The 22,927-nt window shown below is 59.8% G+C and carries 19 protein-coding genes and 1 tRNA gene; 8 read left to right on the forward strand and 12 right to left on the reverse strand.

The annotated features are described in order from the left end of the window. The first annotated feature begins 559 nt into the window (after nt 1–559). Together ACZ41T_RS01565 and ACZ41T_RS01570 are read left to right on the forward strand one after the other, a co-directional pair. Nucleotides 560–1,927, forward strand: coding sequence for a DUF3300 domain-containing protein (locus tag ACZ41T_RS01565; RefSeq protein ID WP_464922732.1), 1,368 nt, complete (start codon nt 560–562; stop codon nt 1,925–1,927). Between the two features lie 9 nt (nt 1,928–1,936). After that, nucleotides 1,937–2,920 (forward strand): DUF2950 domain-containing protein, encoded by a 984-nt coding sequence (locus ACZ41T_RS01570; RefSeq protein ID WP_464922733.1) that lies wholly within the window; start codon nt 1,937–1,939, stop codon nt 2,918–2,920. 567 nt (nt 2,921–3,487) lie between these two features. Here the strand turns inward: ACZ41T_RS01570 and ACZ41T_RS01575 are convergent. The 4 genes from ACZ41T_RS01575 to ACZ41T_RS01590 form a co-directional block, all read right to left on the reverse strand. Beyond that, nucleotides 3,488–4,213 (reverse strand): class III cytochrome C family protein, encoded by a 726-nt coding sequence (locus tag ACZ41T_RS01575; RefSeq protein ID WP_464922734.1) that lies wholly within the window; start codon nt 4,211–4,213, stop codon nt 3,488–3,490. Continuing rightward, nucleotides 4,210–4,788: a hypothetical protein gene (locus ACZ41T_RS01580; RefSeq protein ID WP_464922735.1), complete on the reverse strand. Its 579-nt coding sequence runs from the start codon at nt 4,786–4,788 to the stop codon at nt 4,210–4,212. Before ACZ41T_RS01580 ends, ACZ41T_RS01575 begins: the two co-directional genes overlap by 4 nt. Then, nucleotides 4,789–6,054, reverse strand: a complete 1,266-nt coding sequence (locus ACZ41T_RS01585; protein ID WP_464922736.1) for a 2Fe-2S iron-sulfur cluster-binding protein — start codon at nt 6,052–6,054, stop codon at nt 4,789–4,791. It lies immediately after the preceding gene. A 115-nt stretch (nt 6,055–6,169) separates the two neighbouring features. Then, nucleotides 6,170–6,472, reverse strand: a complete 303-nt coding sequence (locus tag ACZ41T_RS01590; RefSeq protein ID WP_464922737.1) for a hypothetical protein — start codon at nt 6,470–6,472, stop codon at nt 6,170–6,172. Nucleotides 6,473–6,839: 367 nt separating this feature from the next. Between ACZ41T_RS01590 and ACZ41T_RS01595 the strand changes: the two genes are divergently transcribed. Then, entirely contained in the window at nt 6,840–8,210 is a 1,371-nt protein-coding gene (locus tag ACZ41T_RS01595) for an IS701 family transposase (protein WP_464922738.1), read from the forward strand. A 314-nt stretch (nt 8,211–8,524) separates the two neighbouring features. On the opposite strand, the gene ACZ41T_RS01600 is transcribed toward ACZ41T_RS01595, so the two are convergent. From ACZ41T_RS01600 to ACZ41T_RS01610, 3 genes are all read right to left on the reverse strand, one after another. Further along, on the reverse strand, nt 8,525–8,881 hold the full coding sequence (locus ACZ41T_RS01600; protein ID WP_464922739.1) for an SOS response-associated peptidase: 357 nt from the start codon (nt 8,879–8,881) through the stop codon (nt 8,525–8,527). A gap of 6 nt (nt 8,882–8,887) precedes the next feature. Further along, nucleotides 8,888–9,082: a DUF6538 domain-containing protein gene (locus ACZ41T_RS01605; RefSeq protein WP_464922740.1), complete on the reverse strand. Its 195-nt coding sequence runs from the start codon at nt 9,080–9,082 to the stop codon at nt 8,888–8,890. Nucleotides 9,083–9,176: 94 nt separating this feature from the next. Beyond that, a tRNA-Ser gene (locus tag ACZ41T_RS01610) sits at nt 9,177–9,266 on the reverse strand. Nucleotides 9,267–9,387: 121 nt separating this feature from the next. Here ACZ41T_RS01610 and mltF point away from each other — a divergent pair. Then, nucleotides 9,388–10,749 carry a membrane-bound lytic murein transglycosylase MltF gene (mltF, locus tag ACZ41T_RS01615; RefSeq protein ID WP_464922741.1) on the forward strand — a complete coding sequence of 454 codons (1,362 nt, stop codon included), beginning with the start codon at nt 9,388–9,390 and terminating at the stop codon, nt 10,747–10,749. 6 nt (nt 10,750–10,755) lie between these two features. Here the strand turns inward: mltF and serS are convergent, their stop codons facing one another. The 5 genes from serS to smc form a co-directional block, all read right to left on the reverse strand. After that, a complete protein-coding gene (gene serS, locus ACZ41T_RS01620; protein ID WP_464922742.1) occupies nt 10,756–12,039 on the reverse strand; it encodes a serine--tRNA ligase in 1,284 nt (427 codons plus the stop codon). Between the two features lie 76 nt (nt 12,040–12,115). After that, the gene (locus tag ACZ41T_RS01625; RefSeq protein ID WP_464922743.1) at nt 12,116–12,322 is read right to left on the reverse strand and encodes a hypothetical protein; all 207 of its coding nucleotides are present in this window, start codon (nt 12,320–12,322) and stop codon (nt 12,116–12,118) included. Between the two features lie 32 nt (nt 12,323–12,354). Continuing rightward, nucleotides 12,355–12,741 carry a type II toxin-antitoxin system VapC family toxin gene (locus tag ACZ41T_RS01630; protein WP_464922744.1) on the reverse strand — a complete coding sequence of 129 codons (387 nt, stop codon included), beginning with the start codon at nt 12,739–12,741 and terminating at the stop codon, nt 12,355–12,357. Continuing rightward, nucleotides 12,738–12,983 carry a type II toxin-antitoxin system Phd/YefM family antitoxin gene (locus ACZ41T_RS01635; protein ID WP_464922745.1) on the reverse strand — a complete coding sequence of 82 codons (246 nt, stop codon included), beginning with the start codon at nt 12,981–12,983 and terminating at the stop codon, nt 12,738–12,740. Before ACZ41T_RS01635 ends, ACZ41T_RS01630 begins: the two co-directional genes overlap by 4 nt. A 71-nt stretch (nt 12,984–13,054) precedes the next feature. Beyond that, nucleotides 13,055–16,552 (reverse strand): chromosome segregation protein SMC, encoded by a 3,498-nt coding sequence (smc, locus tag ACZ41T_RS01640; RefSeq protein WP_464922746.1) that lies wholly within the window; start codon nt 16,550–16,552, stop codon nt 13,055–13,057. 216 nt (nt 16,553–16,768) lie between these two features. Between smc and queF the strand changes: the two genes are divergently transcribed. The 4 genes from queF (at nt 16,769) to ACZ41T_RS01660 (ending at nt 22,503) form a co-directional block, all read left to right on the forward strand. Beyond that, complete coding sequence (gene queF, locus ACZ41T_RS01645; protein ID WP_464922747.1) at nt 16,769–17,188, forward strand: preQ(1) synthase; 420 nt, start codon at nt 16,769–16,771, stop codon at nt 17,186–17,188. Nucleotides 17,189–17,192: 4 nt separating this feature from the next. After that, the gene (locus ACZ41T_RS01650; protein ID WP_464922748.1) at nt 17,193–18,449 is read left to right on the forward strand and encodes an FGGY-family carbohydrate kinase; all 1,257 of its coding nucleotides are present in this window, start codon (nt 17,193–17,195) and stop codon (nt 18,447–18,449) included. Nucleotides 18,450–19,413: 964 nt separating this feature from the next. Continuing rightward, nucleotides 19,414–21,570: a S8 family peptidase gene (locus ACZ41T_RS01655; RefSeq protein WP_464922749.1), complete on the forward strand. Its 2,157-nt coding sequence runs from the start codon at nt 19,414–19,416 to the stop codon at nt 21,568–21,570. Nucleotides 21,571–21,606: 36 nt separating this feature from the next. After that, on the forward strand, nt 21,607–22,503 hold the full coding sequence (locus ACZ41T_RS01660) for a hypothetical protein (RefSeq protein ID WP_464922750.1): 897 nt from the start codon (nt 21,607–21,609) through the stop codon (nt 22,501–22,503). The last annotated feature ends 424 nt before the right edge of the window (nt 22,504–22,927 follow it).

A 22,927-nucleotide genomic window follows, 5' to 3' on the forward strand; every position in this document is an offset into this window, starting at 1 on the left:
CAGTGGAGAGTTGATCTGGCGAATTCCGCTATGGATTCGTTACCGAAAGTACGCTGGAAAATCTTGCCGAACATCCTCTCGCGGCAGGTACCGAGATCGATTCTGAGTTTGCGAAATCACACGGCATCACTTGGCTCCTCTCTGCCCCATGGATCTGGCGATCACGAGCAGGGAAGAGAATGCACCGATAGTCATTCGATTAGAGCAGGCTTTCGAGCTATTTTCAGCGACACAAACGCTCTGATGAGAGTTGCCGGCAAGGTGATCCGGCAGTGCCCGATGCGACGCTTATCCTCCATCCCTGGTACCCTGCAAGCATCAACTGCCTCACAATCGTTTAGCATCCGGGTCTCGTTTCTTTGGCTATACTTGCTCTCAGACAACGATGTCAGAGTGCGCTACCCGCGCCACGATTCTGACCGTTTGGATTCTGATCTCTTGCGCGCGGCGAAGTGCATGACCGCCTGTCAGTGTCCTCACCATCTCCGTATCGAGGGAGAACTACGTGCTCAAACATTCATCCGAATCTTTTCACGATCCAGCAGGCAGGCAGGGCAACATGGGTATTCTGTTCAGGCTCGGGCGCCTGTCAGGCTTTTTCAAGGCGCTGCTGGTGATGATCACAGTCGCAACGATGCTACCCATGCAGCAGGTGTCGGCGGCCAATGCCGACTCGGCTACCGACGTGCAGGTGCCAATATCGCAGGAGAGATTCGACTCCCTGCTTGCGCCGATCGCACTCTATCCTGACCAGTTGCTGACACAGACATTGATGGCATCGACCTACCCGCTCGATGTCGTCGAGGCGGCACGCTTTGTCAAGGGCAACAGGGGACTCAAGGGCGAGGAACTCGACAACGTCGTCGCAGAAAAAAACTGGGATCCATCGGTGCAGTCGTTGACCGCATTCCCCCAGGTGCTTGAGATGATGAGCGACAATCTCGAGTGGACGCAGGAACTCGGCAACGCGTTCCTTTCCGATGAAAAGCGCGTGCTGCAGACTGTCCAGGACTTGCGCCAAAAAGCAGAGGTCGCGGGCAACCTGAAGAGTGACGATGAGATGAAGGTCGTCAAGCAACAGTCGGTCATCATCATCGAGCCCGCCAGTCCCAATGTCGTCTACGTTCCGACCTACAACCCGACCGTAGTGTATGGCGTCTGGTGGGCACCCGCATATCCCCCCTATTACTGGCCACCCCCAGTCTACTACTACCCCCCCGGCGCCATGATCAGTGCGGGGCTGATCGGATTCGGCCTCGGCATCATGATCAGCAACAATCACTGGGGCTGGTCCAATGCAGGCTGGCATAGTGGCAGCATCAACATCAACAGGAACAGGAACAATACGTTCATCAATAACAACGCCAGGTTCAGGAACAACGTAAGTAACGGCAACTGGAAGCATAGTCCGTCGCAGCGCAAGGGCGTGGCTTATGGCGACGTCAGGACACGTGACCAGTACCGCAAGTCGGACCCAAACGCCGTATCGTCCCGCCGCGATACACGCGGTTTCGAATCGAGCGCAGGCACACGGGGTGCGCAGCGGCCCGATCGGGGCGGCAGCGTCAGCACGCGGAATGCGCAACGGCCGGACCGTGGCGGAGGTTCGAAATTTGGTGGCGGCGCCGGTACCCGCGATGCGCAACGGCCCGATCGGGGCGGCAGCGTCAGCACGCGGAATGCGCAACGACCGGACCGTGGTGGAGATTCGACGTTTGATGGCAGCATCGGCACCCGCGATACACAACGCTCATTCGGCCGATCCTCCGGCGCGAGCCCGTCGTTCAATGCCGGTCACTCCCGCCAGCAGACGCAGGACTACAGCAACCGTGGTGCGTCGAGCCGTTCGACGATGGGCCGAAATGGTGGGTACAGCGGTGGTGGTGGACGTAGCGGCGGCGGGCGCAGCGGCGGGCGTGGTCGCTAAGGAGACAGGATGAAACCAGGAATGAATAAACGAACACTCATCTCAGGTGTGGTAGGCGTCGCGATTGCGCTGGGCGCAACACATCTGACTGCAGCGGACTTTCCAACGGGGCAGATTGCGTCGACACAGGCCAAGGCTGCAGCGCAGACACAAGCATCGTATGCTTCGCCTCAGCAGGCTGCCAAGGCGCTCTACGAGGTGATCAAGTCACACGACGTCAAGGCCATCTACAAGGTGCTCGGGCCGGGCAGTGCGAATCTGATCTACACCGGCGATGCCGTAGTGGACCGTGAGATGCACGATAAATTCATCACCGCATATGACACGTCGCTCAAGATCGAAAAGGATACCGAAATAAAGGTGACGCTGCTGCTTGGCGACAATGAATACCCGTTCCCGTTCCCACTGGTGAAGGAATCAGAAGGATGGCAGTTCGATGCCAAAGAGGGGGCGGAAGAACTCGTTAACCGCCGTGTCGGGGAAAACGAGCTGTTCACGATCAGGTTCTGCCTGGCTTTCGGCGACGCCCAGCGTGAATACGCCGAGCAGGACCGCGACGGCGACGGACTGCTTGAGTACGCGCAACGTTTCCGCAGCAGCGAAGGCAAGCAGGACGGTCTCTACTGGCCAACCAAACAAGGGCAACCCGACTCACCATTCGGCCCCCTCGTCAGCAGTGCGGTCAATGAAGGCTACTCGATCGAAGGCACGGCTTCATTACCCTTCCACGGTTACTACTACCGCATCCTCACCGCCCAGGGTAAGGATGCGCCTGGCGGCAGCTACGACTACCTGGTCAACGGCAAGATGATCGGTGGTTATGCACTGATCGCCTATCCGTCGCGCTGGGGCGCCTCGGGCGTGATGACGTTCATGTGCAGCCACGAAGGCACCGTCTACCAGAGGAATCTTGGCGCGGACACCCCCGAAATCGCGAACAGGGTAATGTACTTCGATCCCGATGCGACCTGGACCAAGGTGGAGTCGCATTAACAAGTCATATCGGATGGATCAACTGCCCGTCGTGCCATAGGGCGATCCTCCATTCCGGCAAGGCTTAATCCGTGCTTACTGGAAGTAACACCAACCCGGTCTGGATGCTTTTCACATGAGCACGCGGAATCACCGGCATTGCCATGGCCTGCCCCGCAACAAGTTAGAAAAAAGCTACCCCGTTACTTAAGCTTATAAACCCCACTAACATGGGAGTGTCCAGAGTATTGTTTGTTGGTAGTTTTGTTGGTACAGAAAACGCCTTGCATGACATCCTCGTGGATAGGCGTCTGTATGGCAGTAGGCGGAGAGGGTGGGACTCTCCGCCACTTTTCCAATGCCACCTCAAACCCTAGTGTTTATTGGGTTTCAGTATAATCTGAATTTCCGATAGTGGACCACTTAGTGTGCCAAATTAAATTTGCCAGTTCGCCACCCGACCAAAATAGTTTGTCATGATTGGCTCATCCAGAGTCCATTCAGTGGATGAGATGGCCAGACGATCTCAATCTCACCAGTGAAAAAGAACTTCCGACGAATTGGGGAGGTGAATCAAGACGGCCAAAATCAATCGTCACCCCCCTCGCCGTTCCCAAATTCACCGCGAATGTCCTCCTCGTTTGCGTTGCGGTGGCACTCGACGCAATTCTTGAAATCGCGAATGCCTTCCTCGATGTGCTCGCGGCGGATGTCGCCTGGCGTATGCTCGTGGCAGCCGTAACAGGTATAGCGCCGATAGTCGTTGCGCACATGACAGGTCACGCAGCGGGTCGTGTGGTCGCGGTCGAGCGCGAAATACTTGTCGTGGTCGAAGGTCGCCGGCGTCCACTTTTCCTGGCTGTGGCACTGGCTGCAGGTTCCGCTGATTCGTTCATGCAGCGGATCGACTGGCGCTTTGTGACAGGATTGGCACTGATCAAGCGTCGCCTTCTGCAGCAGGGCGTGCTTGAACAGTCCATGTTGCCGGTAGCGCCTCACCCCTGAGTGATCGCTATGGCAGACCACGCAGTCCTGGCTGGTCAGCTTCTGATGGAAAGGCACGGAGGTAAGCGGCTTCACGACGGGCAGGCCTGCTGTTGTCAGACGCCCGATCTCTTTTGGCTCATGGCAGGAAATGCAGCGTTCCGACCTGGCGCCGAGCAAGGGGGTATGGCAGGCAAAACAATCCGCCTCCAATTTCGTGTGGCCGGGAATCAGCTTGCCCGGCCCAACCATCAGGTGTGGGTAGGCGAACGCCAGAACCGCGATCACGATCAGGTTGGCGGCCAGAATGATCTTGAGGAGCCGGCTCATATCCAGCCCCAGAACAGGAAGATGCTGACGATGTGGCCCAGCGCCAGCACCGCAAAGACGATGAAGATCGGAATATGCACCTTCCGCCATTTGGCCATGGCATCGAGTGTCACCGCATTCCAGAATACGGCCCGCTCCACCTCGGGACGCGACAGGCCCCCCAGCTGATATTGCTCACGCTGTGCCTGCACGTAGTTGCGTGATCGGGCAAGCAGCAGCTTGCCGACCATGCCGCTGATCACGTTCACCCCCATGGCGACAGTGGCCAGCCACGGCAGGATGGCATTGAAATGTACGCCGGCATGGAGCAGCACCATCAGGGACCCAAGCCAGGTGCCGATCTCGTGCAGGGTCAGCAGGGTTTTCGGATTGCCCGCCGTGATGAACTTGCGCTTGCGCAGCGAATAAACCAGCGAGCCGATGATAAGCAGCGTGCCCGGGATGCCGAGATAGCGACCGACCCAGACGAGATTCATGCGATGCAGCAGGTAATCGCCGGCCAAGGTGCCCGCGGCGAGCAGACCCAGCAGCCCGGTGAAGGGTAGAACATATTGGCGCCAGAGCGAGGATGTCATCTATACCTCCAGGGTCACACTCGTGCGGGGAACGCCAACACAGAGCAGGCAGCTGCCTGGCTCGGGATCGAAATCCGGCGGCTCGCGGTAGGACACCTCGCCTGTCCGGATCGCCGTCTGGCAGGTCCCGCAGCTCCCCGCCCGGCAGCCGGAATTGACGGCGATGCCATTGGCCTCGGCAAATTCAAGCAGGCTGCCTGCATCGGGCCGCCACGGCAACTGTTTGCCCGACCTGGCGAAGGTCACGACGATGCCGGTGTCCGCCGCTTCGGCAACCGGGCTTGCCTGGGCCTGCTTGCGCTTGATCGATGCCGGACCGAACGCCTCGAAGTGGATGTGTGAATCCGGCACCCCCCACTCCTCAAGTGCTGGCACCAGACTCTCCATCATCGGGGCAGGGCCGCAGATGTAAAAATGATAGGACCTGAACGGCAGCTGCATGCGCAACAGGCCGACGTCGATGCGGCCGCGGTGTTGATAATCGCGCCCAGCGATCTCTTCCGGCAGTGGATTGCTGAAGCATAGATGCAGATGAAAATTCGGATGTTTGGCGGCCAGTGCTTCGAGATGGGCCTTCATCACCAGCTCCCGGCCATCGCGTACCCCATAGAACAGCCATAGCTCGCGTCCCGGCTGCTCGGACAGGCACCAGTTCAGCATGCTCAGCATCGGCGTGATGCCGATGCCGCCGGCGACAAGCACCACCGGGGTATCGCCGCGGTCGATGTGAAAGTGACCAGACGGTACACGTACCTGCAAAAGCGAGCCAGCCGTAATCCGGTCATGGAAGTAGTTCGATGAACGCCCCGGCGGAACATCGCTGCCCAGGGGGGCAGGCATACGCTTGATCGATATGCGGTAGTAATCGGGGCAAGGCGCATCCGACAGCGAATAGCAGCGGATGATCTGCTCGCTGTCTCCCGCCGACGCAGGGGCGTCGAGGCGAAACGTCAGAAATTGTCCTGGCAGGAATGTGGGCAACGGCTGCCCATCTTCGGGCACAAGGTAGAACGAGCAGACCGAGTGCGCGGCATCCTCCATGACCTTGCGGTCAACCCTGAACGTCCGGAAATCCTGCCTGGGGCCAACGCCCGCTTTTTCGGATGCCCGGCGTGCATCCTGCCCAGTGGGCACATTCAACTCCGCCCCACGACTGCGCAAGGCCAGGTAATTCAGCCAATGGTGCCAGAAGCCGATGCTGAGCCACAGCGCCAGTTGCAGCGCAATACCGAATACGATCCAGAGCAACAGGGAGAACGAAGTCATGTTTTTCAGTCTACAACAGACCAAGACAGGCTAACGGCACGTTGCAGAAGAATGAATAACCACTGGTTGCCGTCCCGCCAAGGTCGGCTTTCCGTGGGATTGCCGCGTCTGCACCTCAATCGTCATCGTCGTCGCGATGCTTGGCCCGGCGGTCCCGACGCTCTTTTTCCGGCATCGGTTTGTCACCAAAGGCGGCCTGATACACCTCGGCCGTCGAAAAACGACATTCCGGCTGTGCGTCCAGCTTTTCCAGCATGGCGGTGTCCGGCGTGGGCAGCACGCCAGTTTGCGCCTTGATTTGCAGCCTGATTTGTTCGCAGGACTCAGCCTGGGGAGCTGCGGCATTGGCATTGACGGCTAACAGCCCGAGCAAGCCGATGACAGGGAAGTAGTTGTGTTTAATGTATGTGAGCATCATGGACTCCAGTTTGGTGTTTGATGGATGTCACTTTGCCGGAGCCGACCTGAACAGGTGTTGAATCTACTGTTCACCTTGCATTCATCGCACACGCTGGCGTGCCCCCGCTCATAACTGGGCAATTGCCAAAGAGGTTGGGCTGCAAAGCCCAGCCCGCACGGGTTGATTGAACGACCCGGCTTAAAGGTCTTCGCGCCGCAGCATGAATACGAACTGGCCGCCGCTTTCGGTGTCGAGCCAGGTGAAAGGGAGCCGGGGTAGGCGAAAATGGTGTCCGACACGAATGACACTTACTTAATCTGACTGTGTCACTAAATTCTGAAACTTGCCTATATTTCAGAACATCTTCCTTACTGAGGGCGATGTCATGGAAGTCGAAGACGAACTGGAACGGTATCTTGATCGCCTGGCGGGTGTGCTTGGCCATGCGGATCGAAGGACGGGGTTGATGGACTACTGTCGGGGATTGATGTTGCCGATCAAACGCAAGAGCGTGGAGCCGCTGGCAGCGCATGTCGATCCGCTGCACGTTCAGGCCAAGCACCAGTCGCTGCACCACTTTGTGGCCAAGTCGGCGTGGTCGGACGAAACGGTGTTGAGGGAAGTGCGAGCCGTTGTGGAACCGGCGCTGAATTTCGATCGCGGTTGCTACTGGATCATTGACGACACAGGCATCCCGAAGCAGGGCACTCACTCGGTCGGCGTCACCCGGCAATACTGTGGTCAACTGGGCAAGACCGAGAACTGCCAGGTTGCTGTCAGTTTGTCGCTGGCCAGCGACACGGGCAGTTTGCCCATCCAGTGGCGCCTGTATCTGCCCAAGGAATGGACGGGTGACCTGCCGCGCTGCCATGCAGCGGGTGTTCCGGAGGACATCAAGTTCTCGACCAAGATTGACATTGCCTTGGCCCAAGTGAAGCAAGCTCAAGACGATGGAGTGCCTGCCGGAATTGTTCTGGCTGACCCGGCGTATGGCGATAGCGCCTCGTTTCGCGACAAACTGGCCGCGATGGGTTTGCGCTACGCGGTCGGCATCAGATCGGCCACCAGTGTGTGGGCGCCAGGCGTGGCGCCCTTGCCGCCCGAGCCCACGGCAGGCCGGGGACGCCCCAGCAAGAACCTGCGCCGTGCGCCCGGCCACACGCCGGTGTCGGTCAAGGCGCTGGCGCTGGCCTTGCCGGGCGAAGCCTACCAAACTGTGGCCTGGCGCGAAGGCACGAACGAAACACTAAGCTCGCGTTTTGCCGCAGTGCGCATCCGTACCGCCTACCGCGACTATTGGCAAAGCACCCAGCGTCCCGAGGAGTGGTTGCCGATCGAGTGGCCGGAAGGCGATGCGGAACCGCTGAAGTACTTCCTCTCGACCTTGTCTGCGGATACGCAGATTGAGCAACTGGTGTTCGTTACCAAGATGCGCTGGCGCATCGAGCGTGACTATCGGGAATTGAAGCAGGAGTTTGGCCTGGGCCAGTATGAAGGGCGAAATTGGCGAGGGCTGCATCATCACGCCACCCTGTGCATTGCTGCCTACGCCTTCTTGCTGCATCAGCGCCTCGCGCTGGGCAGTAAAAAAAACGCTGCTCGACCAAAAGCGCCTACCCTACCCAAAAATTACCAGCCTCGCGGCAGCGGGGCGAGCACAACGACACGTACCCGATTCGATCGCCACGCTTCGCTTTCTCATCGCCGCTCGTATCGTACTTTGCCTGCAGCGATGTCCGTGTTGCGGATCGGTTAAACGCAATTTGTGACACAGTAAAATTAAGGAACCGCTGATTAATTTGTCATTGCGAGGCGCGCAGCGACGTGGCATACGATTCCACATGGGCTTCAGCCCATAGCGGATCGGAGTCCTTTAGGGCAATCCAGAAATGCCCGCATCGTCTGGGCGCTGTTGGCGCATGACAGGAATGACCAATCCGCTTTCACCCGCACCATCAAATCGGTGTGAGGCGGGGTGACGGGGATTCTTTACCTTTTACTGAAGCGTACACACCACCGATTGCTCAGGCGATCTTGAAATGATGGCAAAACAGGTCAGACCGTGGTTGGCTAAACCCGCTCATTGCGAAGCATATCAAGTACATCATCTCGTTGGAGGAGCCAACCATCGGCCGGCACCTGGCAACGGCGACGCTCGAAGGCATCGCGGAAAGACGGTTTTTCGGCAACGGTTTCGCCGCGTGCGTTACTGAGTTTGGCGCCGATGCTCGGGTCTTTGGCCCAGTGCGGTACCAGCCCCCAGCGCAACAAGTGCATCACCCGTTTGCCTTCGGGTGAGTGGTGGATGGTCGGGATGTCGGTTCCTGGGGCGATGTTGTAGCGCGGCATTACCTCCACTGTTTCATCCAGCTTGAAGTGGCTGGCTAACACGCCGGTCGGGGCTTTCAGGGCAAAGCGTCCGCACATGTCAGTTCACCCTCGGCAGCCAGATACGCTGTGTCTGCATCGACAGAAACCAGCTTTTCGTGTGCGCTGTTTTTTGTCGCGGGTGCCAAGCGATAAGCGAAACTCGGTGCGGCCGCAGCAAGCTAGGTGCAGGCGTTCGGGGACGACGATGCGGAAATAAAAGATGCTGGAACGCAACAGCAGATGGGACGGGATATGCATGTCCAATGCGCCATGGCTTTGGAACACTTCTTTGTGACACCCGTCTGATGGCCTAACTGATATTCTTATTGCTATTCAGTTGGTTAAGATGTATTGGCGGAGAGGGTGGGATTCGAACCCACGGTAGGCTTGCACCTACGCCTGATTTCGAGTCAGGTACATTCGACCACTCTGCCACCTCTCCGGCGGCGCGTATTGTAACCGAGCCGCACGGTTTGCTGGACGAAAATTTCACACTCGGGCAGACTATGGTCATGCCCATTACAAGAAAAATGGCTGGTTTCGGGAGGGGCACCGCGCTTGCATTGAGTCTGATACTGGCTGCCTGCAGCCAGCCGGTGCCGCCGCCTGAAATCAGCGGCGAGTTGCGGGTGGGCGCGCGCAACAGCCCGACCACCTACTACGTCGCCCACAACGGCGAACCTGCCGGCTTCGAACACGATTTGATCCTGGCCTTCGGCCAGTCGCAGAACTGGTCGCTCGTGTGGACGGAAAGGCCCCACCCCGAAGCACTGTTCCAATTGCTCGACCGCCACCGTATCCACCTGGCGGCGGCGGCCCTGCCGCGTGCAGTCGTCAAAGACCACCACCTGATTGCCGGGCCGGTCCTGTTCGAGACCCCGGTCCATGTCGTATACCGCACCCGCGACAAGCGGCCGCGCAACACGGCAGACCTGTCCGGCAGGAAACTGGCGCTGATTGCCGGCTCCGGGCACACGCCCATCCTGATGCGTCAGAAGCGCAAGCATCCCGAACTCGCCTGGGCGACACTGGAAAATGTCTGGCCGGAGGAACTGCTGGCGCAATTGCAGGCCGGCCTGTACGACGCGGTGCTCATCAACGGCATGGATTTCGACCTGATGCGCAATGCCTACCCCGAACTGGCCGTGGCATTCGACATCGGCGACATGCAGAAAATCGTGTGGGCGCTGCCGACCCGCAGTTCACGGGCGATGCGCAATGCACTGGCGCGCTTTGTCGGGCAGGCGCGCAAGGACGGCACCATCAAGCGCATTTACGAGCGCTATTTCGGTCACGTCAGGCAACTGGGCAGCAGCGACATCCTCGGCATCCTGCAGCGCCGTCCGCAACGGCTGCCCGAGCTGCGCCAACACTTTCACGAGGCGCAGACGCTCACCGGGATCGACTGGCGCCTGCTGGCCGCGATCGGCTATCAGGAGTCGCAGTGGAATGCCCTCGCCACCTCGCCGACCGGGGTGCGCGGCCTGATGATGCTGACCGGGCAAACCGCCGACCGCATGGGCATTTCCAACCGCCTCGACGCGCGCCAGAGCATCCTGGGCGGCGCGCGCTATCTGGCACTGATGAAAGACAGTCTGCCCGCGCGCATTGCGGAACCCGACCGCACCTGGCTGGCGCTGGCCGCCTACAACCAGGGACTGGGACACATGGAGGATGCGCGCCGCATCGCGCAGACGCGCGGCGGCAGTCCGGACAGCTGGGCCGATGTGAAGGAAGCGCTGCCGTACCTGAGCCGAGGCGCCTACTCAAACATGACGCGATACGGCTATGCCCGCGGCGGCGAAGCCCTGAATTTTGCCGAGAACATCCGCAACTATTACGACATCCTGCTGCGGCTGGAGCCGGCGTTCAACCCGATGATCAACCTGGGAAGCAGCGAGGATGGGCTGGCCGTACCGGGCTGACCCGACTCAGGTTGGCGTGAGCCTGTCCACGCCGCTCGTCCACGGGCGCAGCGCTTCCGGAACGGTCACGCTGCCGTCGGCGTTCTGGTAATTCTCCAGGATCGCCACCAGCGTGCGCCCCACCGCCAGGCCCGAACCGTTCAGGGTGTGCAGCAACTCCGGCTTGCCCTGCCCTACCTTGAAACGCGCCTGCATGCGGCGCGCCTGGAAGGCCTCGAAATTGGAGCAGGAGGAAATCTCGCGGTAGGTGCCCTGCGCCGGTAGCCACACTTCGAGGTCGTAGGTCTTGGCCGCCGAAAAGCCCATGTCGCCGCTGCACAGGGCCATCTTGCGGTACGGCAGGCCGAGCTTCTGCAGGATTGCCTCGGCGTGTCCGGCCAGCGCCTCCAGTGCGGCGTAGGAATCCTCCGGGCGCACCATCTGCACCAGTTCCACCTTGTCGAACTGGTGCTGGCGGATCATGCCGCGGGTGTCGCGTCCGTAGGAGCCGGCCTCGGAGCGGAAGCACGGCGTGTGGGCGACGAACTTAAGCGGCAGCGCTTCGGCGGCGACGATCTCGTCGCGCAGCAGGTTGGTCACCGGCACTTCGGCGGTGGGGATGAGATAGAGCTTCTCGGCGTCCGGCCGCGGCACTTGAAATAAATCTTCCTCGAACTTCGGCAGGTTCCCGGTACCACGCAGTGAATCGGCGTTCACCAGATACGGCACATAGACCTCGGTGTAGCCGTGCTCCGCCGTGTGCACGTCGAGCATGAACTGCGCAAGCGCCCGGTGCAGCCGCGCCAGCTCGCCTTTCATCACCGAAAAGCGGCTGCCGGTGATCTTCACCGCCGCGGCAAAGTCGAGCTGCCCCAAGCCCTCGCCGAGGTCGACGTGGTCGCGCACCGCGAAATCGAATGTCTTTGGCGTGCCCCAGCGGCCCACCTCGACGTTGGCGGTCTCATCCAGGCCCACTGCCACCGATTCGTGCGGCAGGTTCGGTACCCCCATCAGGAAATCGTTGATTTCCGTCTGCAGCGCAGCCAGCCGCGTTTCCATCTGCTTCAACTCGTCGCCGAGCCCGGCCACCTCGGCCATCACCTCCGTAGTGTCCTCGCCCTTGCCCTTCAGCATGCCGATCTGCTTCGAAAGTGTATTGCGGCGGTTTTGCGCGTCCTGGGTGCGGGTCTGGATCGTCTTGCGTTCGGCTTCCAGCGCGTCGAAACGCGCCGCGTCGAAAGCAAAACCGCGCGCCGCCAGGCGCTCGGCAACGAGGGCTGCGTCTTTGCGCAGCAACTGGATATCAAGCATGGGAATTCAAATTAAATAAGGCAAAAAAGGGATTGTCCACGAAAGTGTTTCGCCGGGGTGAATCGGGTGAGCTTCCTCATCGCGCAGCCGCCTGCGCTAATCGGCAAACAAGCCAATCGGTACACCGAAAACGCAATACCTCCACTCCGCTCATTTCAGGCGGCATGGGGTAATGCGTATGCTCCCAGGCCGACACCAGATTGCCCAGCATCACCGCCAGCCCGGCCAACGGGTGCGTCTCGTCCGCCCCGTCCCATTTGGCGATGAAGTCGTGCGGGGTCATGTGCGAGGGATAACGGACGCGAGTCGTAAAAATCAAAAGGCCCGAATTGGACCGGGATATTGGGCGATCAGCGCATCCGCCGTAAGTAGCGTGATGCCTTCGACCGTTGCCTGCGCGATCAGGATGCGGCCAAACGGATCCTTGTGGATAGGCGGCAGGCTGTCGATGAAAACTGCATGCTCACTGGTAATCGGCAACTCCAGATAGCCGTTGTCCAACAAGCCGCGACGCAGCACCCGTGCATCGACCTGAAAATCGGCGCGCCCCAGACCGCGCTTGATCGTGATTTCCCACAGGCTGGCCGCGCTGAACACCAATTCATTATTTGGGTCTTTCAGCATGGCGCGTGCGGCGGGCGGCAATTGCGCGGGTGAACCCGCCGCCCAGAGCAACACATGGGTATCCAGCAGCAGCTTCATCCTTCTGCGCCAAAAAGCTGCTCGATGACTTCAGTGCCCATGCGGTCGAAATCGTCCGGCACGGCAATCTGACCCGCCATGAAACCAAGTCGTTTGGCCTGCCCGGTCGCAGGTGCATCCAGCCGGGTGACCTTGACCAGGGGTTTCCCGGCCTTGGCAATAATGAAGGCTTCGCCTTGCACCGCCTGCTCGATCAGCTTTGACAACTGGGTTTTGGCTTCGTGAATATTGACGGTATGCATGGCACCTCCAATCAAACTAAGTTTCATTAGTCTAGTTTGATTAGCCGGGAATGGGAAGTCCTGCCAGGGGCTCAGGCCGCCTCGACCATCCCCACCGCTTCTTCCACGTCTACCGTGACGATGCGCGACACGCCCGGCTCCTGCATGGTGACGCCGGCCAGATGCTGGGCCATTTCCATGGTGACGCGGTTGTGGGTGATGAAGAGGAACTGGGTGTGGTCGGACATCGCCTTGACCAGATTGCAGTAGCGCTCGGTGTTGGCGTCGTCGAGCGGGGCGTCGACCTCGTCGAGCAGGCAGAACGGCGCCGGGTTGAGCTTGAACATGGCGAACACCAGCGACAGCGCGGTCAGGGTTTTTTCGCCGCCGGACAGCAGGTGGATCGAGGCGTTCTTCTTGCCGGGCGGCTGGGCGAACACCTGCACCCCGGCGTCGAGCAGCTCGTCGCCGGTGAGGATGAGCCGCGCCTGGCCGCCACCGAACAGCCTGGGGAACAGCTCGCCCATATGCCGGTTGACGGTGTCGAAGGTTTCCTTCAGCCGTGCGCGCGATTCCTGGTCGATGCGGCGGATTGCGTCTTCCAGCGTGGTGACGGCCTCCAGCAGGTCGGCGCACTGCGCGGCGAGGTAATCCGAACGCTCCTGCGCCTGGGTGAGCTCGTCCAGCGCGGCGAGGTTGACCGCGCCCAGCGCAGCGATTTCGGCCTGCAGGCGATTGATTTCGGCCTGCAGCTGGCTGGGTCTGGGGCTATCGGCCAGGCCCGATTCGAGGCTGGCCTCGTCGGCTGCCGCCTCGCGCAGCTGCAACTCGAACTGCGACTGCATCAGCATGGCTTCCTGGTCCTTGAGCTTCAGCTGCTCAATGGTACGGCGCAGCGGGTCGAGCCCGTGCTCGCAGACCAGGCGCGCTTCGTCGTGTGCACGTAACTGCGCGGTCAGGCCTTCCAGCGCGTCGCGCGCGGCGGCCAGCGCGGCTTCGGCCTCGGTGCGCGCGGTCAGGGTGCGTTGCAGTTCGACATCCAGCGCGTCGGCCGGCAGGCGGGCCAGTTCGTCGCGCGCCTGGGCGAGACGCGTCTCGTCGTCGGCGATTTCCTGGTCGATCCGTGCCAGCGTGTCGCCGAGTTCCCTGATCTTGTTGCTGCAGGTAGTGAGTGCGAAGCCCGCCTCCTGATGCCGCCGCTCGGCCGCGCGCTGCAGTTCACGCGCCTCGAACACGGCGCGGTCGGCCTGGTCGCGCAGCTGGCGCGCGGCGTAAAGCGCCTCGCGGGCGGCGTCGCCCTGGCTGCGGTAATCCTTGAGGCGGTTTCCCAGCATTTCCAGCGTGGCGTGCTCGCTGGTCTGCTGATGGATGACCTCTTCCAGTTCCTGCGCGATCTGCGTCGCCCGGCCCTGCACCCGCTCCACCGCCTGCTGCAGGCGCAGCAGCTCCATCTGTGCGGTGTGATGGCGGCTCTGCGTCTGCCCGGTCTGCGCGCGCAGCGCCTGGATTTCGCGCTGGCGTTCCAGGAAGCGCTGCTGCGTCTCGGCGTAAGCGGCTTCGAGCTGCGCCACCTCGTCACGCAGGCGCACGGCATCGCTGGCCAATCGTTCGAGTTCGCGCCCGCGCGCGAGGATGCCTTCGACCGCGGTGTGCGGGCCGTGGAAGGTGACGCTGTGGCGAGTGAACAGGTGACCCTGCGGGGTGACGGCGTATTCACCGGCTTGCAGGCTGGCGCAGCGGGCGCGCGCGGCATCCGCGTCGTCGGCCCAGTACACGCCGGCCAGCCAGTCGGCGAGCGCCGCGTGGGCTGTCCCATCGTCGCTGGCAATTTTGCTGGCCAGGCCTTCCGCTGCGGCCGGCGCCGCAATACCGTCCCCGGCCCACAGCGTGAGCCGCGCCGGTGGCGCATCGGTGAACCAGTCGGGGGCAGCATCGGCGGCCACCGCCTGCAGGCGTTCGCGCAATACCGCTTCGACCGCCGCTTCCCAGCCGGGGGCGACGCGCAGTTTTTCCCACAGGCGCGGCGCGGCATCGAGGCCGCGGCTACGCAACCAGGCGCCAAGTTTCTCGTCGGCTTTCAGGCTTTCCTGCAGCTTTTTCAGCGCGGCGAGTTCGGCTTCGGTCTGGTGCAGCGCCTTGCGGGCAGCTTCGAGTTCGTGCGTGTGCTGGGTGCGGACGGCGTCGAGTTCGGGTAGCGCGACCTCGGCTTCCTTCAGTCCGGCCTGCGCGGTCGCCAGTGTCTGCGCCAGTTCCTCGACCTCGATCTGCTTCTGCGCCAGGCCCACGGTATCGGTGCGCGGCAGCTGCGCCTGTTCCTGGGCGAGCCGGCGCTGGCGCGCGTCCAGTTGTTCGAGCTGGCGCTTGGTGTGACCGAGGCTGTTTTCGTCGACCTGGCGTGCCTGCTCGGCTTGCGACACCACGCGCTGCGCCTCGCCCACGCCCTGCTGCGCCTCGCGCAGCGCGGCTTCCTTTTGCGGCAGCGTGCTGTCAGTGGCCTGCCGCGCGGCGGCTTCGGCCTCCATCAGCGCGGCCTCAAGGCCGGGCTGCTGTGCGCTTACCTCGTTCAGCGCCTCCTGCGTGGACGCGCGGCGCGCCTGCTGCGATTCCATGCGTGCGGTGAGATCCTGCACCTGGCGATACAGCCGGTCGCGGGTGGCGTTCTGGTGCGCCATGGTCTGCTCGATGCGCGCGACGTCGGACTGCGCCTGGTAATACGTCGCCTGCGTGGTGTTCAGCGTGTCCTGCCCGGCGAACTGGGTTTGGCGCGCGGTTTCCAGTGCGGACTCGATATGGCGCAGGCGGGCGGTTTCGGCTTCCAGCCGGTTCTGTGCCTCGACCAGATCCTTGTCGATACGCGCACGCTGCTGGGCGGCGTCGTGCTTCCTGGCGAACCACAGGCGCTGCTGGGCAAACGTCAGGTCGGCCTGCAATTGCTTGTAGTGCTGGGCGACTTCGGCCTGCGCGGCGAGCTTTTCGACCTGGGTCTTGAGTTCGCGCTGGATGTCCTCGACGCGATTCATGTTGTCGCGCGCGTCCTTCAGCCGGGATTCGGTTTCCTTGCGGCGTTCCTTGTACTTGGACACGCCGGCGGCTTCTTCCAGATAACCGCGCAGTTCCTCCGGCCTGGCCTCGATCAGGCGCGAAATCATGCCCTGCTCGATGATGGCGTAGGCACGCGCGCCGACCCCGGTGCCGAGGAAGAGGTCGGCAACGTCGCGCCGCCGCACCCGCATGTTGTTGATGTAATAGGTGGAGTCGCCGTTGCGATCGAGCACGCGCTTGACCGAGATCTCGGCGTATTGCGACCACTGGCCGGCGGCGCGGCCAAGCTCGTTGTTGAACGCCAGCTCGACCGAGGCGCGCGATGATGGTTTGCGCGTGCTGGAGCCGTTGAAGATCACGTCCTGCATGGTTTCGCCACGCAGGTGCTTGGCCGACGATTCGCCGAGCACCCAGCGTACCGCGTCGATCACGTTCGACTTGCCGCAGCCGTTCGGCCCCACCACGCCAGTCAGCTGCGCGGGAACGGGAATGACGGTGGGATCGACGAAACTCTTGAACCCGGCAAGTTTGATGTGGGTTAAACGCAAGACAGCGGACCTAAGCTTTTATAATGGGTGTCGTCGTCAACGCATGGTCAGGGAAGTTCCGGGCAAGCCGTCATTGCGAGGAGCGTAGCGACGTGGCAATCCAAAAGGCCTGTTCATATTGATACGCTGGATTGCCGCGCTTCGCTCGCAATGACAAAGTTGTTCAGGAGTTCCTTGGCGGCGTCTGATTTCGCCACATTCTACACCGAGCCCCCTATGTCCTCCACGCCCGCCAAAACCCTGGAAACCTTCCCCAACCCGAAACCGGGACGTGACTTTCACATTCACATGGAAGTCCCTGAATTCACGTGCCTTTGCCCCAAGACCGGACAGCCCGATTTCGCCACTCTGATCCTCGACTACATCCCCGACAAGGCCTGCGTCGAACTGAAGAGCCTGAAGCTCTATATGTGGAGCTTTCGCGAGGAAGGCCATTTCCACGAGGATGTCACCAACCGGATTCTCGACGACCTGGTCAAAGTGACGAAGCCGCGCTTCATGCGGCTCACCGCCAAGTTCTATGTGCGTGGCGGCATCTTCACCAACGTGGTGGCCGAGCACCGCAAGAAAGGCTGGCAGCCGGCCGCGCGCGTCGACCTTACGCAGTTCGAGCATCAGTCGAACACACGCGGATAAGCTTTTGTATTTTCTTGGAATTGACTTCGGGACATCGGGCGCACGTAGCTGCGTCATCGACGCTAAAGGCGCAATCGTTGCCGAGGATGCGCGTGATTTCGGCGAACTCGCCGAGTACGAGCGCGCCGGCATCTGGCGCGAGGCGCTGTGGGATCTGGTCGCGGCGCTGCCGCCCACGATTCGCGGCCTGCTGTCGGACATCGCGCTCGACGGCACTTCCGGCACGGTGCTCGCCTGCGACGAAGCGCTGGCGCCGCGCCACCCGCCGTTGTTGTACAACGACGACCGCGCGGCCGACGAAGCTGCGCTTATCGCCAAAACCGCCGTGCCAGGCCATCCCGCCGCGGCGGCGACCTCGGGCCTCGCCAAGGTGCTGTGGCTGAAAAAGCGGCTCGGCCTCACCGGCGCGCGGCTTTACCTCAACCAGGCCGACTGGCTGTCGGGCCTGCTCACCGGCCGGGTGGGGATGACCGACTACCACAACGCCCTCAAGATGGGCCTCGATCTCGACGACCTGAAATGGCCGGAATGGGTGGAATACCTGGCCGACATCAACTATCTGCCAGTGCCGATCGCGCCCGGCGCCCGGCTCGCCACCGTGTCGCGCCCGCGTGCGCGCTACCTCGGCATCAACCCCGGCTGCATGGTGCACGCCGGCACCACCGATTCGATCGCCGCATTTCTGGCGGCAGGCGTTACCCAAAGCGGAGACGCCGTCACCTCGCTCGGCAGCACCCTGGTGCTGAAACTGCTGTCCGACACCCGGGTGGAATCGACCGAACACGGCGTCTACTCCCACTGGTTCGGCGAGCGCTGGCTGGCGGGCGGCGCGTCCAACGCCGGCGGCGCGGTGCTGCGGCAGTTTTTCGACGACCGCCAGCTGGCCGCGCTCAGCAAAAAGATCGACCCCACGGTCGTCAGCCCGCTCGATTACATGCCGTTGCCGAAACCCGGCGAACGCTTTCCCGTCAACGACCCACAGCTCGCACCGCGCCTGACACCGCGCCCGGCCGACGACGCCGAGTTCCTGCACGGCCTGCTGGAAAGCCTCGCGCGGATCGAGGCACGCGGCTATGCGTTGCTGGCCGAACGGGGCGCGCCGCTGCGCCGGGTCGAGACCGCCGGCGGCGGCGCGCAGAATCCAGTCTGGACCCGAATCCGTGCGCGTTTATTGGGCGTGCCGGTCGCGCGCGCAGCACACACCGAAGCCGCCTACGGCGCCGCGCTGCTGGCGCGCGATGGATTAGGGTTGTTCAAGTGAGTGGGCTGACAGCGACGTAAAGCCGGCGGCAGGCCAGGCGAGGATCAAGCCGAAATCCGAAGGGCAGTAACCGGCCAGGTGCCGTCATTTGAGCATTTTCCCCGCATCAGACATTCTGTACGGATTATCATTACATACGTGAACAGACACCTGCGACGAACCGACCATGAATCAAGCAGTTACTGCACATCAGCATGTTCTGCGAATTCAATCGATGAGGGTAATATTTTGGCATCCAACGAAGGGCGTGCTTACTTCTCACTCCGAGGCTATCATTTCAATCCCGACGATGTCACTCGCCTGCTGGGCATACAACCCACCTCGGTCGATGCGGCCGGTGCAGGTGTTGTATCAGCAAGTGCAGAAGGTTGCTGAAGACCTGCCGAGTGACGACAACAAAAATTGAATCCGTTCAGGTTGCATGACGGAAAAAGTGTACTAAGCTTTCTCAATAAGGTCGCTCCCTGAGGTTCTGGTGCCAGACATGGTTCGCATGTGCGCCTCTTCCTTGAGCATCCGGTCCAGCTGGCGAGTGATTCTGATCGACTTGGTCAATCTACCCTCTGCCCCGCTAGAGATACCCGCTGCAGGCATATTGCGCACCCCAATGGTGTTGAGCGGCCAGACCGACGACGTGATCAAACGATTTGACATTGATGATCACAGACAGTATCTATCCGGATACCGATCAATGTTGACATCGAAACAACCACTGCTTAGCACCCCTAAAAAAGGTAGTCAGCACAAAACACCCAGGGCCAAGGTATGAAATCAGATAATTCTGCCTTGATATTGAGGTTGCTCGGCGTCGCGTCGTTTCAACACCCTCGACAATTACATATGCAGGACAGCCGTACTGTGCTTAGGAAATCTGCTGGGTAATGTCAAATTGCCCACATTGTTGCAGTAACTAACTACGACTTGCGACTTGGAGGCGATAATGAAATTGAGGGATATCCGCAGGATGACTGCTATCATCCTCGCGCTGCTTGTTTTTTGTTCATCTCCGGCAATTTCGCAGTCCTCAGAAGAAGGAGAGGAACCATGGACAGGCGGTGTGTTCGACAATCGAGAAGGTGGCACTTCGGTTGATCTTCCGCTGCCAGATAACATCCCGTTGCCCCCAATAATCAATAACAGGGGAGAAACAAACGAGTTAGTACTTCTACCAGATTATTCCGATGGTAGTTTTATTCAAGCAGCTGTTCCATCTGTTAATAAAGGGACTGACATGCGACCTGAGGACGTCCTGATTCATGCAGTTAATATTAATACCCCAACTACTCTTAGTGCCCTGGGCAACCCGACGAAGGGCGCGCGATATGTAATTAAAGATGGTCGATTAGACGAGTTGGCTCGGCGTCGCTTGAGCTACAACGATCCGGTTGAGGAGTTGCATCGGTTTATTATCCTGAGCTATCCCTCAATTGACGCTGCGAAGTCTGCACTTCAACTCCTTGCAGGGCAAAGGGGACTAATAACTGTTGCTCTCAACCGAGCTTTGGACTTTTCTTTCTATCCAAATGATCCATATTTCGCAGTAAAACCCCAAGCCCCACTTTACCAGTGGGGAATGCACGCGATGAATTTCCCATCGGCTTGGGACAGGACCAAGGGGCATGGTTATGTCGGCCTAGTTGACTCAATGTCCTATTTATCCACTCATGCCGATCTATCTAACGTTCGCTCACAATTATCGTTTATTGATCAGAGCTATAGCAACTCATACCATGGATTACATGTGGCTGGTGTCATCGGTGGCACACAAAATAACGGACTCGGAGTCACAGGTGGATGCCCTAATTGCAGTATTGCGTCAGCCCAGTCCAATCTTACCGACAGTAGCATCGCCAATAGCCTATATGGGCTAATCAGCCGCGGGGTCTCAGTCATCAACCTGAGTTTTGGTAGTGATACTGGAAGTTGCTCGGTTTTACCGCTAACTTGTGCTGCGATCAATAATGCAAATCAGCGCGATGTGCTACTGGTTGGAGCAGCTGGCAATTTCAGAAAAACATCCCCCCAATATCCCGCGAGTGATCCATCCCTACTTTCCGTTGGCGGAGCCCAATCAGCAGGTGGGACAAATTGGAACCTCTGGATATATGATGCTGCAAATGGCACGAACTATGCTGGCTCCTCTGGTGTGATCGCACCAGCGCGTTCAGTGGTGTCTACGACCCCAAGCGGGGGGTCTTGGAATCCATATCCCCAATACATGTGCGCAGACACATCAGGTGTCGACGAGTCTGGGATTCCCGGCGACGGTTACGGTTCCTGCACTGGGACATCTATGTCAGCGCCGCACATTACGGCGCTTGCTGGTCTAGTACGATCCATTTACCCAAGACTGTCAAAGGACAGCATCAAAAGTATTATCAGGAATAGCGGAAACCGTGCAGGCTTTCCAGATAGCCAATACGGATATGGCATGCCAAATGCGCGTAGCACGGTTGATCTAACGATGAGCTACAACCCATATCGTCTCACACCATTGTTTGCTTTCTACAGTGCCCAGCGAGAAGACTACTTCTACACAACATCCCCACAAATGGGAGCCGCTGCACGCTCGGGTACCATTAGGCCTGCCCCGATAATCCAGTCTCCTCCATACGAAGTATTCCCGCAATACGAAACCCGTGGAATTACGATTAACGCTTACCTCAACTTTCCAGGTATGCCTGGGGGTTGGCAAGACTATATACCGCGTGCGCAGGTATGGATTTTTACTACGCAGGACAACCCAATCACTCCGTCGATTCCATTAGTCCCTCTGTATCGGTTAAGCTGGAAATGTGGCGATTCATACTCTCCGGCCTGTGCTGGCAACCCATATCACACCGATTTTGTATATACCGCAGACACAGCCGGTATTAGTGCATACCAGTCTGTCGGGTACAAACTGGATGGGATAGAGGGTTACATCTATCCAAAGACTGTTTCGCAACCCGCCGGCTCAGTGCGTCTTATGCGTAAATACAACCCCACGCGCGACGACCACGCCATTTTCCCAGAATCTGAGCTCGCGGCCATGGCGTCGCAAGGATATACCCAGAACTCCGGCAGTGACTGGTTGGGGTATGTCTATCCGAATCTGACTGGGGCCATGCCAATTTACTAGCCCCTGCGCCACCACGTCACAGCACAAGGAACTGTTATGTCGAGCACAATTGGAAAGATGATACTTTTCACATGTTGCATTGCCCTCACTGCTTGCGGTGGTGGTGATGATTCCTCACCCACTAATGGTGGCGGGGACAATGGCAGTACCGGGCCGGACATTCAAACGACGGTCCCAGAGCCCACCTATCCCGCTGGTTCCGGTGAGTCGACGTACTTTCAGTTCATCAACCAGGTTCGACAGCAGCTCGGGATGGGCTTGCTCGCCCAAAATCCACTCTTGGATACCGTGTCGAGAAACCATGCCCGATACCTTGACTCCTCCGGCACGTCTGATGAAATCGTCTCTGGTATCGAGGATCCCGCGAAGCCTAACTTTTCGGGAGCCGCTGCGCAGGATCGATGCGTCGCTGTAGGGTACTCAGGTCTGTGTCCGCAGACCAGCATGTGGTCGGAAGCCATTTATCAAGAGCATCCGTCGCCATACCTCGGACTGACGATCCTATCGCAAGGCGCGCGTCAGATTGGTCTGGCGATGCATACGACAGCCCTTTTCACAGGTACATTCAACGGTCCAGAGGTCCAACTTGGCTTCCCGGCCGGAACAACGCCCCAGAAGCAAGCGGCAGGTTACGTCATGTCGACACATCTCTGGGGGGCTTTCCATGTGCAGATCAACGAGGGGGAAACCCTGATTGTCGATGCCTTCCATATCTGGAATGCGCTCGGGCAGGAGGTTGTTGGCGATATTTTGACGAATGGCACAGATCCGCTACGGCGGGTTCCGCCGCATGCCGTAATGTTGGTCCCATCGTCAGGAAGCGTCCGGTGCGACGGCAGTACGTACTCGATATACCTTGCTGGAAAGAGAGATGGAGTGCCGTTCACGCACACCCGTAGTTTGACTCTAACACCTTATCTTCATTGCATGTAATTGATTAGATCACGGTTCTTCCTCAATTTCACTGTGATTTTTCCCACAATGCCTGAGAATTTGGTTTTTCAAACTGACTGCTGCCATCATGATCGCTTCGCAATGCGCAATCCAACCGTCGGCTCTTCGATATCCAGCGCCGATAGCGGACGGCTTGGCCTTGCGCTGGAATAACGCCGTTTGCCACTTGGCGCCGCGCCAAAGAATTGGGCGTATCCGCTTCAGGAGGCGATATCAAACTGCTGCCCAACAGAGGGTGATTCGCCTCATCGTCACGTCCAGCACGAGTGCGGCCCTTCAAATCCCCATAGACCGATAGGCTCTCCAGCCGCCATCGGAACATCCTGCGGTTTCCTCCCTCGAGGCTTGTCCGACGCCTGCCCGCCAGGCTCGTGCGTACGGGACCTGTGTGAGGGCAGGCATC

The organism is Thiobacillus thiophilus, from assembly GCF_055378705.1.

What these genes read in the sequence shown, in the direction of transcription:
- ACZ41T_RS01605 (WP_464922740.1), bottom strand. Translation starts at nt 9,082, where the DNA reads ATGCATATCCCGTCCCATCTGCTGTTGCGTTCCAGCATCTTTTATTTC.
- ACZ41T_RS01655 (WP_464922749.1), top strand. Translation starts at nt 19,414, where the DNA reads ATGACTGCTATCATCCTCGCGCTGCTTGTTTTTTGTTCATCTCCGGCA.
- ACZ41T_RS01660 (WP_464922750.1), top strand. Translation starts at nt 21,607, where the DNA reads ATGTCGAGCACAATTGGAAAGATGATACTTTTCACATGTTGCATTGCC.
- ACZ41T_RS01565 (WP_464922732.1), top strand. Translation starts at nt 560, where the DNA reads ATGGGTATTCTGTTCAGGCTCGGGCGCCTGTCAGGCTTTTTCAAGGCG.
- ACZ41T_RS01585 (WP_464922736.1), bottom strand. Translation starts at nt 6,054, where the DNA reads ATGACTTCGTTCTCCCTGTTGCTCTGGATCGTATTCGGTATTGCGCTG.
- ACZ41T_RS01625 (WP_464922743.1), bottom strand. Translation starts at nt 12,322, where the DNA reads ATGACCCCGCACGACTTCATCGCCAAATGGGACGGGGCGGACGAGACG.
- ACZ41T_RS01630 (WP_464922744.1), bottom strand. Translation starts at nt 12,741, where the DNA reads ATGAAGCTGCTGCTGGATACCCATGTGTTGCTCTGGGCGGCGGGTTCA.
- serS (WP_464922742.1), bottom strand. Translation starts at nt 12,039, where the DNA reads ATGCTTGATATCCAGTTGCTGCGCAAAGACGCAGCCCTCGTTGCCGAG.
- ACZ41T_RS01595 (WP_464922738.1), top strand. Translation starts at nt 6,840, where the DNA reads ATGGAAGTCGAAGACGAACTGGAACGGTATCTTGATCGCCTGGCGGGT.
- ACZ41T_RS01580 (WP_464922735.1), bottom strand. Translation starts at nt 4,788, where the DNA reads ATGACATCCTCGCTCTGGCGCCAATATGTTCTACCCTTCACCGGGCTG.
- ACZ41T_RS01635 (WP_464922745.1), bottom strand. Translation starts at nt 12,983, where the DNA reads ATGCATACCGTCAATATTCACGAAGCCAAAACCCAGTTGTCAAAGCTG.
- queF (WP_464922747.1), top strand. Translation starts at nt 16,769, where the DNA reads ATGTCCTCCACGCCCGCCAAAACCCTGGAAACCTTCCCCAACCCGAAA.
- ACZ41T_RS01590 (WP_464922737.1), bottom strand. Translation starts at nt 6,472, where the DNA reads ATGATGCTCACATACATTAAACACAACTACTTCCCTGTCATCGGCTTG.
- ACZ41T_RS01570 (WP_464922733.1), top strand. Translation starts at nt 1,937, where the DNA reads ATGAAACCAGGAATGAATAAACGAACACTCATCTCAGGTGTGGTAGGC.
- ACZ41T_RS01600 (WP_464922739.1), bottom strand. Translation starts at nt 8,881, where the DNA reads ATGTGCGGACGCTTTGCCCTGAAAGCCCCGACCGGCGTGTTAGCCAGC.
- ACZ41T_RS01575 (WP_464922734.1), bottom strand. Translation starts at nt 4,213, where the DNA reads ATGAGCCGGCTCCTCAAGATCATTCTGGCCGCCAACCTGATCGTGATC.